7 protein-coding genes are annotated in these 8,751 nt (G+C 66.7%); 2 read left to right on the top strand and 5 right to left on the bottom strand.

The features are described 5' to 3' along the window. The first annotated feature begins 590 nt into the window (after positions 1–590). Positions 591–1,346, top strand: coding sequence for a phosphatase PAP2 family protein (locus ACPYOG_RS17805; RefSeq protein ID WP_481295490.1), 756 nt, complete (start codon positions 591–593; stop codon positions 1,344–1,346). Here the strand turns inward: ACPYOG_RS17805 and ACPYOG_RS17800 are convergent. The 5 genes from ACPYOG_RS17800 to ACPYOG_RS17780 all read right to left on the bottom strand — a co-directional run bounded on the left by ACPYOG_RS17800 (position 1,297) and on the right by ACPYOG_RS17780 (position 5,143). After that, the gene (locus ACPYOG_RS17800) at positions 1,297–2,127 is read right to left on the bottom strand and encodes an AraC family transcriptional regulator (protein WP_481295489.1); all 831 of its coding nucleotides are present in this window, start codon (positions 2,125–2,127) and stop codon (positions 1,297–1,299) included. The two genes, ACPYOG_RS17805 and ACPYOG_RS17800, sit on opposite strands and share 50 nt — an antisense overlap. 127 nt (positions 2,128–2,254) lie before the next feature. Beyond that, on the bottom strand, positions 2,255–2,821 hold the full coding sequence (locus ACPYOG_RS17795; protein ID WP_481295488.1) for a hypothetical protein: 567 nt from the start codon (positions 2,819–2,821) through the stop codon (positions 2,255–2,257). 127 nt (positions 2,822–2,948) lie between these two features. Then, positions 2,949–4,217: a MinD/ParA family ATP-binding protein gene (locus ACPYOG_RS17790; RefSeq protein ID WP_481295487.1), complete on the bottom strand. Its 1,269-nt coding sequence runs from the start codon at positions 4,215–4,217 to the stop codon at positions 2,949–2,951. A 213-nt stretch (positions 4,218–4,430) separates the two neighbouring features. After that, positions 4,431–4,781, bottom strand: a complete 351-nt coding sequence (locus ACPYOG_RS17785) for a DUF202 domain-containing protein (RefSeq protein WP_481295486.1) — start codon at positions 4,779–4,781, stop codon at positions 4,431–4,433. After that, positions 4,778–5,143 (bottom strand): YidH family protein, encoded by a 366-nt coding sequence (locus ACPYOG_RS17780; protein WP_090039846.1) that lies wholly within the window; start codon positions 5,141–5,143, stop codon positions 4,778–4,780. The genes ACPYOG_RS17785 and ACPYOG_RS17780 overlap by 4 nt, the downstream gene beginning before the upstream one ends. 281 nt (positions 5,144–5,424) lie before the next feature. On the opposite strand from ACPYOG_RS17780, the gene ACPYOG_RS17775 reads away from it, so the two are divergent. Next, on the top strand, positions 5,425–8,751 hold a 3,327-nt coding region (locus tag ACPYOG_RS17775; RefSeq protein WP_481295485.1), incomplete at its 3' end, for a CBM96 family carbohydrate-binding protein.

Genomic DNA, 8,751 nt, shown 5'->3' with positions numbered 1-8,751 from the left:
CCCCCCCCCCCCCCCCCCCCCCCCCCCCCCCCCCCCCCCCCCCCCCCCCCCCCCCCCCCCCCCCCCCCCCCCAAAACCAACCCCCCCCCCCCAGATTAGCGAGTGTCTCGTGGGCTCGGAGATGTGTATAAGAGACAGGTTCCTCTCTTCTCCATCCGCCGAAGTGCTCGTTGTTGCATCCGACACGCCGCCACCGACTGCAACTACGAGCACTTCGCCGAACTCAAGCCGTCCGAACCCAAGCCGCCGTGAGCCGTCCACTCGGACCGTCTCCGTGGGCTGCGCCCGCCGAGATGCTCGTTGTTGCATCCGACACGCCGCCGCGGACTGCAACAACGAGCACCTCGCCGAACGAGCCGCCCGAATCCGAGCCGCCCGAACCCGAGCCGCCCGAACCCGAGCCGCCCGAATCCGAGCCGCCCGAACCCGAGCCGCCGTGAGCCGTCCGCGCGACCGTCTCCGTGGGCTGCGCCCGCCGAAGTGCTCGTTGTTGCATCCGACACGCCGCCGAGGACTGCAACAACGAGCACCTCGGGGGACCGGGTCCCCCTCCCCAGGCGGGCGCTCGGGACCGCGGGTACGTTGGCGGCATGAGCACGCAGCATCCCGCTGTCCCGCCCGGGGACGCCGAGGGCCACGACGTCGTCAAGGCAGCGCGGGTCACGCGGAGGTGGCCGGTGATCGCCGGCTCGGTCGCCGTCGTGCTCGTGGTCGGTCTCGGAGTGATCATCGCGTTGCGTCCGCACGAGCCGTTCAGCATCGACGCCGAGTGGATGGGCGAGATCGTCGAGCACCGCTCCCCGCTCTGGCTGGGGCCGGCCCTGTTCTTCAACTACGTCGGGGGAGGCATCCTCGGCTCGATGGTCATTCCGGTTCTGATCTTCCTGCTTCTGCTCGCCTTCCGCCGCCCGTGGGGCGCGACGTTCTTCGCGGCCGCGAGCATCCTCTCGGTCGCCTGCGTGCAGCTGCTGAAGCACACCGTCGACCGCGCGCGGCCGACGGACATCCTCGTGCACGTCGATACCGGTTCATTCCCGTCCGGGCATACGGCCAACGCGGCCACGATGGTCGTCGTTCTGGGCATCCTGTTCCCACGCGTCTGGGTGTGGATTGTCGGCGTGGTGTGGGCGGTCCTGATGGCGGTGAGCAGAACCTACCTCGGCGCGCACTGGATCAGCGACACGGTCGGCGGGCTGCTGCTGGGAGCGGCCGTCGCGGTGATCGTGTGGACGCCGCTGGCCTACCGCCTCGCGGCGGAGGCGACGGCTCCGCATCCGTTCTTCCTCGGCAGGAAGGTCACGGCCGGCCCTGCGCGGCCGCATAGACGCCGGGAGTCGCGCCGATGACAGCGCGGAACTCGCGGCTGAAGTGCGCCTGGTCGGCATAGCCGAGCTCGGCGGCGAGCGTCGCGAGGGATGGCGGATGCTCCGATCGCAGGGCGGCCGCCGCCTCCTGCAGCCGGTAGCGCTGGATCAGCCACTTGGGTCCGAAGCCGATGTGGCCGGCGACCAGCCGCTGGAGGTGGCGGACGCCGAGGCCGAAGCGGTCGGCCAGCTCTTCGACCCGCAGCAGCGTGCGATCGCTTTCGGCCTCCGCGACGATCCGGGCGACCAACTGCGCGTCGTCGTCCGGCTCGGGCAGACCATCCAGCCAGGACTCGAACGCCTCGATCGCGCCCTCGTCGTCGCCCCGTGACATGCGGTCGCGCACCGTGAGCGTCAACTGCGGCGTTCCGGGTGCCACGAGCCGGTCGAGGGGCGTGGCGGAGGGGAGGCTGCGCACGGACACGCCCGCCCAGCCGCGTGCCACTCCCGGGTTCAGGAGGACGCCGAACGCCCATCCCGAGCCTTCGAGTGTGCGCGAGCCGGCTCCACGTTGTGCGCGGTACAGTGCGGCCGCCTGCGGTTCGATCACCAGGTTCGCGGTCGGGTACTCGAGGACCTCCTGACGGATGCTGCCGGAGGGGGGCAGCTCCCAGCGGGGGAGCCAGTAGTGGCGCACGAAGAAGCTCGCCCGCCCGACCGCCGCACGGCGTGCGATGGTCACCGGCGGGGCGAATGCGGGATCGGTCCGCTGCGGAGTCAGCAGCCCCTTGCTGCGCGGCTCGGCATGGATGCGGGCGGTCACGCTGTCATCCTGGCACGGTCGCTCCGGCCACGCCGCTCACCGGCCGAACGATCGCGTCGGCCGCCGCTAGGACATCCCGCGCCGTCAGCGCCGGCAGCGCCCGCTGTGTCGCCCGCGCCTCCCGCGGTCAGCGTCCGAGCGGGATGCGCTCGAACCAGTACAGCGCGCGCGGCCAGGCGTGCCGCACCTGATTCATCGTCATGGGTTCGGCGGGGCGCGTCACGGGCACCTCGAACTCCTCCGCCACGCGCTCCATATCCGCCTCGGACCAGAACTGTCCGCGCATCCGGATCAGCAGTCGGCCCTGGCGCGACACCACGAACAGCTGGGGGAGGATGTCGAGCGTGCTGCCCTCGTAGACCTGCACGAGGATCACCTCGCCGGGCTCGCTGACGCCCACGTGGAGGGTCCGCCCGAAGAATCCGCGCTCGTGCACGCCGGACGGGCCGAGGGTGATCGTCGTGTTGAGGAACGACGTCACCCCGGATACGGTCGCGACGACGACGATCACGTGGGCGACGAGGACGAACGGCCACGCGCCGGACGGCAGGGCCAGCCAGTACAGGACCGCGAAGACCGGGGTTGTCAGCGCGAGCACAGCGATGATCCCGCGAAGGTACAGCTGGCGGCGGGGGCGCAGGACGCTCCGCCGGGCCGACTCCGCGCCCGTGCCCACGTCCGTCTGCTCGCTCACCTCATGAGCCTTGCCTATGTCGGAGCCCTCCGGTAGCGGCATTTTGGGGGACACCCGGATGAGGGTCGCGACCGCTGAGGACGGGTCAGCGCGCACTCGGGAGCAAGGCGGCCGACGAGGAGCGCCGCTACAGACCCTCGGCGACGGCGGCCGCCGCGTGCAGCCAGGCGCGCTGCGTCCCCGGCGCGAGCGCCTCGAAGGACAGCCGCCCGCCGTGCATCTCCGGATCGAACGGGATGGTGACCGCGCGCCGGGCGAGCGGCTGGAAGCCCGTGGCGACCCGCCGGACGTCGGAAGCCGGTCCGGTGCGCTCCGACTGGGAGACGATGACGACGGCGTCGCGCGCCAGGCGAGCCGAGTTGGCATCGCGCTGCATCAGCGCCTCGAGAAGCAGAGCTCCGGCCTCCGCGTGCTCGCCGAGCGCCGTGGTCGCGATGACGAGCTGGTCGGTGTGGTCGATCATCCGGAGCCACCGCTCGGCGGACTCGTCGTTGCCGCTGTCGATGATGACCAGGCGGTAGAACTTGGTGGCGACGGCATGCAGGCGGTCGAAATCCGCACTCGAGATCCGCTGCTCGGTCGCGAGCATGGTGGGGTTCGATCGCAGCACGTCGTACTTGTCCGCATTCTGGTGGTGCATGTAGTGCCCGATGTCGGCGGTGCGGGCGCCTGCGGAGAGCAGGGTGTCCGCCGCCGGAAGCAGGGACTGCACCGTGGCATCGTGGTGGTCCTTCTCGGTCCGCCATCCGAGCGTGCCGCGGGTCTCGTTGTTGTCCCAGGCCAGCACGCCCGAGCCGCCGTTTCGTGCGAAGACGGCCGCGAGGAGCGCCGTGGTCGGCGTCTTGTTCGCGCCGCCCTTGCCGTTCACGATCGCGATCGTGCGCGGGCCGGCCCAGTGACGGCTCACCGCATCCCGCTCGGCACGCTCTCGCAGCTCGGCTGCCGATGGTCCGAGGGGGACACCCGCGCGGGCCAGTGCTCCGCGGACTCCTTGCCGGGCTCGATCCGGGCGGGTGCGCTCCACCCGGAGGAAAGACTCCCGAGGCGGAGCCTCCCGGAGGGGCGCGGGTTCGGGCTCGACGTCGAGTACGGGGTCTAGTTCGGGCTCGAGGCCGAGGCCGAGGTCGGGGTCGACGGACAGCGCCTCCTCGTCGCCGATGCTGCCGTCGGGCTGCACCGCGAGCAGCCAGTCGCCCTCCTCGTCGGAGACCATCAGCTGCACCGGCCGCCCCGCCGCGGCCGCGATTTCGCCCACACGGCCGAGTACCGCCTCCCGCAGTCGCTGGGTGCTCTCCTCGGCGAAGCCTTCGCGCACGCCGTCGACGATCAGCTCCCCGGTCGCGTCCGGAGCGAACCGCGCGCTGAGCTGGGGGGATGGGGACAGGTCGAGGGTCAAAGTGTTCCTTCCGCGGTCCATCTGATGAGAGAGCACAGACCGGAACCGCACGATAGACCGCTTTCCGGCGGCGGTCCAGCCTCGCTCAGGCGCTTGTCAGGGTCTTCCCCTGAGTGCATCGAAGGAGATCGGGTGTCGAATCTCCTTCATTTGGCAGTAGTGAAGGAGATTCGAACGGCATTCGTGCGAATCTCCTTACGTTGCGACCGGCAGCTACGGGATGTCGCGGCTGAGGATGACCACAGCGACGGCTCCGATGCTGATCACGCCGGCACTGACGGCGAAGAGGGCGAGCGCGCCGATCAGGCCGCCGCCCGCGAGGGTCCTGGGGTCGCCATCGCCCTGTACGTTGCTCTGGTGCGTTCGATAGCGTCGCTGGATCGCGGCCAGCAGCAATCCGGCGCAGACCGCCCCAGCGACGCCGAGGAGAGCGGACCACGCCCCGAAGAGCTCGGGAAGGATGCGCGTGGCCACCAGCGAACCGGCGAGGAGCGCCAGGCAGGTCCGCCGCCAGGCGAGTGCCGTCCGTTCGGCTTGGAGGCCGGCGTCGACCGGGCCGTTCATCGGACCAGGACGCCGATGAGGACGAGGATTCCGACAGCCGTGACGACGACGGTGAGGAAGATCGTCAGCGGTGCACTGGGAAGGGGAGCCTCCTGACGGAGCGCGGACTCGGTCCGTTTCCAGCCGAACCACGCCTGGATCGGCGTGACGAGGCCGGCGACCAGCAGCAGCAGTGAGGCGGCCAGGCGGAAGCCGGGATGGATGCCGAGGCTGAGCGCTTCCAGGGCGACGCCGCTTGCCAGCAGAGCGAGTCCCGTGCGGATCCAGGCAAGGAACGTGCGCTCGTTGGCCAGGCTGAACCGTGCATCGGGCTCGCTTCCGGTGCCGAAGACGGAGCGGGGGAATCGCTTGTCAGCAGGCATGGGCGTGGGTTATGGACTCGACCATCATCGGTTCTGCGCTCTCCTGTTCTGGTGGTCGCCCGGACCCCACAGTGCGTAAGCCGACAGTGAACCGGGCGAATTCGGGCCGAAGGGAACCACTCTCAGATCGTAGAGCTCCTCCATCGTGGAACCGGTCATGGACGTGAAACCCTCGAGCCCCGACTCGACCGAAAGCTTGACGTGGTGGCCTCGGGTGGTCTAATTTCGCCCGTATTGAAACTAGTTGCACGATGAATTGGCCAACCATGCAAAGGAGCATGATGAGCAACCGATCGACCGCTCAAGAACGGTCCCTCCAGGACCCTCTGTTGTCCCATCGCGGCGGCAAAACCATCGTGGGCGTGATCCTCACGGCTCTCGTGGCCCTTGTCTCTGTCACGGTGACGTCTCCTCCGAGTCAGGCGGCAGGATCTGCATCGATACTCGCCGACGACGTCTACGTACGATCGACGTCCCCCTCGACGAACTTCGGTACAGCAGCAAACCTGGTGGTCGGAAAGGGCGGTCACGCCTACTTCCGGTTTGACGTCTCCCAGATCGACGTGTCGACGCTCCAATCCGTTGTGCTGAACATCACCAAGTACAACAACGCGGCGAGCCTTGTCGCTGTGCGCAGTAGCGAGTACCTGACCAGCGCAGGCAAACCCTCGACCACTGCTTGGGCAGAAACGAACGTCACCTGGAACAATCGACCGCTCGACGTTCAGGGATCGCCGGTGGCGTCGGCGACGGCACCTCAGGGAAACGCCTCGGTTCCCATCGACATCACCGAACTTGTCAGGTCCGCGAAGGCAGCCAAGAGTGACGTGCTGTCCATCGATCTGACGACCACGGCGGTGGACGATCAAACAGTCGCCGGCACGGACATCTATTCGACACGCGCACCGAACGCCACCGTGCAACCCTGGGTCCAGATCGCACGAACCACTGATGTTCCGCCCGTCGACTATCCAGTCAGCGAGAGTTTCAGCGATTACCCGTCTAACGGACAGTCGGCACAAGACGTGGTGCACATTGCGGACGAAAGCGGCGAATACCTCACCGTCGACGCGGCCTCGGGCGCCGTGGGTCTGACCGATGACGCGCACTCGGCCGGCCTCTTCGCGATCTACGGCTACAAGTACACCGCCGCACCCTACCAGGGGCTCGGTGGCGGACAGCAGACCACGTACGCGATCAGAAGCCTCGACAGTGGGAAGTACCTCACCATCCAGAACTACGCCGGTGGTGCAGGCCGGCCCTACTACACGAAGTCCGGCGCGAACTACAACGTCACCGCGAGCGCTCCGGACGTCGGATGGGGTGAACGGTTCTCGATCAAGGGGTATCCGAACTCTCACCAATATACGATCGCGAGCCATCTCGACGCTCTGCGCGATGGTGCCGAAGCCACAGTGTCCCCGGTCCAGGCGGGCGCAGCCGGCCTCTTCGTCGCCCCGGGCGACAAGGGCGCGCACCTGTTCACCTTCACATCTGCTGAGTCCGATCTGCTCGAAGTACAGCAATCAGTCACGGGTTCTTCCGTTCGACTTGCCTGGAAGCCGGTGAATGGCGATACGGACGCTTCCCACTACGCCGTCGATGGGAACGCCACCGCCGCCTATGACGGGACCGTACTGGCCGTGACGATCACAGGAGTCACGACGGGAACCCACGAATACACGGTGCAGTACAACTCCGATTCGGGACCTGTCACGTCGAAGGTCGATGTCGAAATCTTCGATCATCCTGGCGTCTCGCTGACCGGGGCGCAGCTCGATGCGATGCGCGACCACATCGCGAACAAGCAGGAGCCGTGGTATTCCGACTACCTGCGGTTGAAGAATTCCGTGCCGAACTCTATGTCTTCCCTCGACTTCCAGCCGGTGTTCCGCAGTGGAGTCGGCCGCGGTACACCCGCAGGATCCGGCAACATCGCCGACTATGAAAACTCGGGAGGCGCCGCGTACTTCCTCGCGCTGCAATGGGTCATCACGGGTGACGACCGATACGCGCAAAAGACCGCAGAGATCCTCGACGGGTGGTCGTCCACCCTGAAACAGATCGACGGCAGAGATCAGATTCTTGGGGCAGGTTTGGCGACACTGAAATACATCAACGCCGCCGAAATCCTTCGCTACTATCACGGCGGCTATGCCGACTATTCCGGCGACGAATTCGCAGCGTTCCAGCGACTCATGCTCAACGTCGTCTACCCCGACATCCAGGACGCGGGTGCGCCGATGATCGCGAACGGAAACTGGGACGGTGCAGCGATCGTGTCTCTGGAGGCGATCGGCGTTCTGACCGACAGCAAGCCGATCTTCGACCGTGCCGTGTCGATGTACAAAAGCCCATTCATGAACGGGTCCATTGGAAACTATGTGACCGACTGGGGACAGACACAAGAAACGGCCCGTGACCAGGCCCACGCGCAACTCGGGCTCGGCTTGATGGGCGATATCGCCAGAATCGCCGAAAGTCAGAACGTCGACCTGTGGAGCCTCGACGACAACAAGCTTGCACGCGCGTTCAGCTGGGTCGCGCAGTACAACCTCTTCAGTGGAGAAGGCGAACTCCGGGCCGAACCCGTACCGAACATCTTCGGTCGAACGGACAACAGCGCCTATTGGACCACGCTGGACGAGCAGTCGATCCTCCGCGGACAACTGAGGCCGGTCTACGAAGATGCGTATGCGCACTACTCACAGGTGCCCGGTGTGGACATCACGTGGCTGGCACGCGCGGCACAGGCCTCCCGACCTGAAGGATTCGTCCACATGGACGAGCTCAACTTCGACACTCTGACGATGTACAACGGCCCGGCAACGACGACTGTCGCACCGTATATCCAGCTGCGGACGATGCTCACCCCGTGGTACCAGCGCACCTGGCCGGAGGTGAGTGCGTGGGGAGACGCACCGCTGGCGGCACGCACCATGACCCCAGGCGGGACCATCCCGGCAGATTATGCGACGGAGACGCTGAACTCGTACCTGGCCATCCAGGACGATTCAACGGTGGCGGCGAGCGCGATGCAGAAGAATGCGCCCTACTTCCGGCTCGTAACCAATCCGGATGAGAGTTACTCGTTGCAAGACGCGACGACCGGGCGGTATCTCAGCGTCTCGTCGACAGAAGTGAACGGAGAGAACGAGATCATCCTGGGACCCTCGGCGGTCGGTGATCCCGAGAAGTTCGAGGTCCGAGGCACCGGGGTCGGTCGCTACTACCTCGTGCACGATGGACGGCTCGTCGATCTCACCGTTGACGGACCTTCCTCATCGCCCGATGATGCAGCGGTACGTCTGCGGCTCAGCACGCAGGGCGCGACCACAAGTCCTGCGTCCACCGCTACGAACTCACTGTTCTTCTCGTTCGGAACGCCGCTCTCCTTTGACGCGAAAGCCTCAGTGATCAAACGTTCCGGTAACCGGAATGACCTCACGATCACCGTGACGACGGCGATGAGTGACGGATCGACGACCGTCTCCACGGAGACGTTCAGCATCAACGACAACGCTGCGGGCACATATGAGGTCGGCACCCATCAGGTGTACGTCGACACCAAAGGAAGCACGCAAGTCCGAGAGTGCCGCATCGTGAGC

Source organism: Leifsonia sp. HAY1-4F, assembly GCF_056755275.1.
The sequence above is the reverse complement of the archived record's forward strand: the minus strand, read 5'-3'. Positions and strand labels throughout refer to the sequence as shown.

Excerpts from the sequence above, each read along its gene's own strand:
- ACPYOG_RS17780 (WP_090039846.1), bottom strand. The coding sequence starts at position 5,143 with ATGCCTGCTGACAAGCGATTCCCCCGCTCCGTCTTCGGCACCGGAAGC.
- ACPYOG_RS17805 (WP_481295490.1), top strand. The coding sequence starts at position 591 with ATGAGCACGCAGCATCCCGCTGTCCCGCCCGGGGACGCCGAGGGCCAC.
- ACPYOG_RS17785 (WP_481295486.1), bottom strand. The coding sequence starts at position 4,781 with ATGAACGGCCCGGTCGACGCCGGCCTCCAAGCCGAACGGACGGCACTC.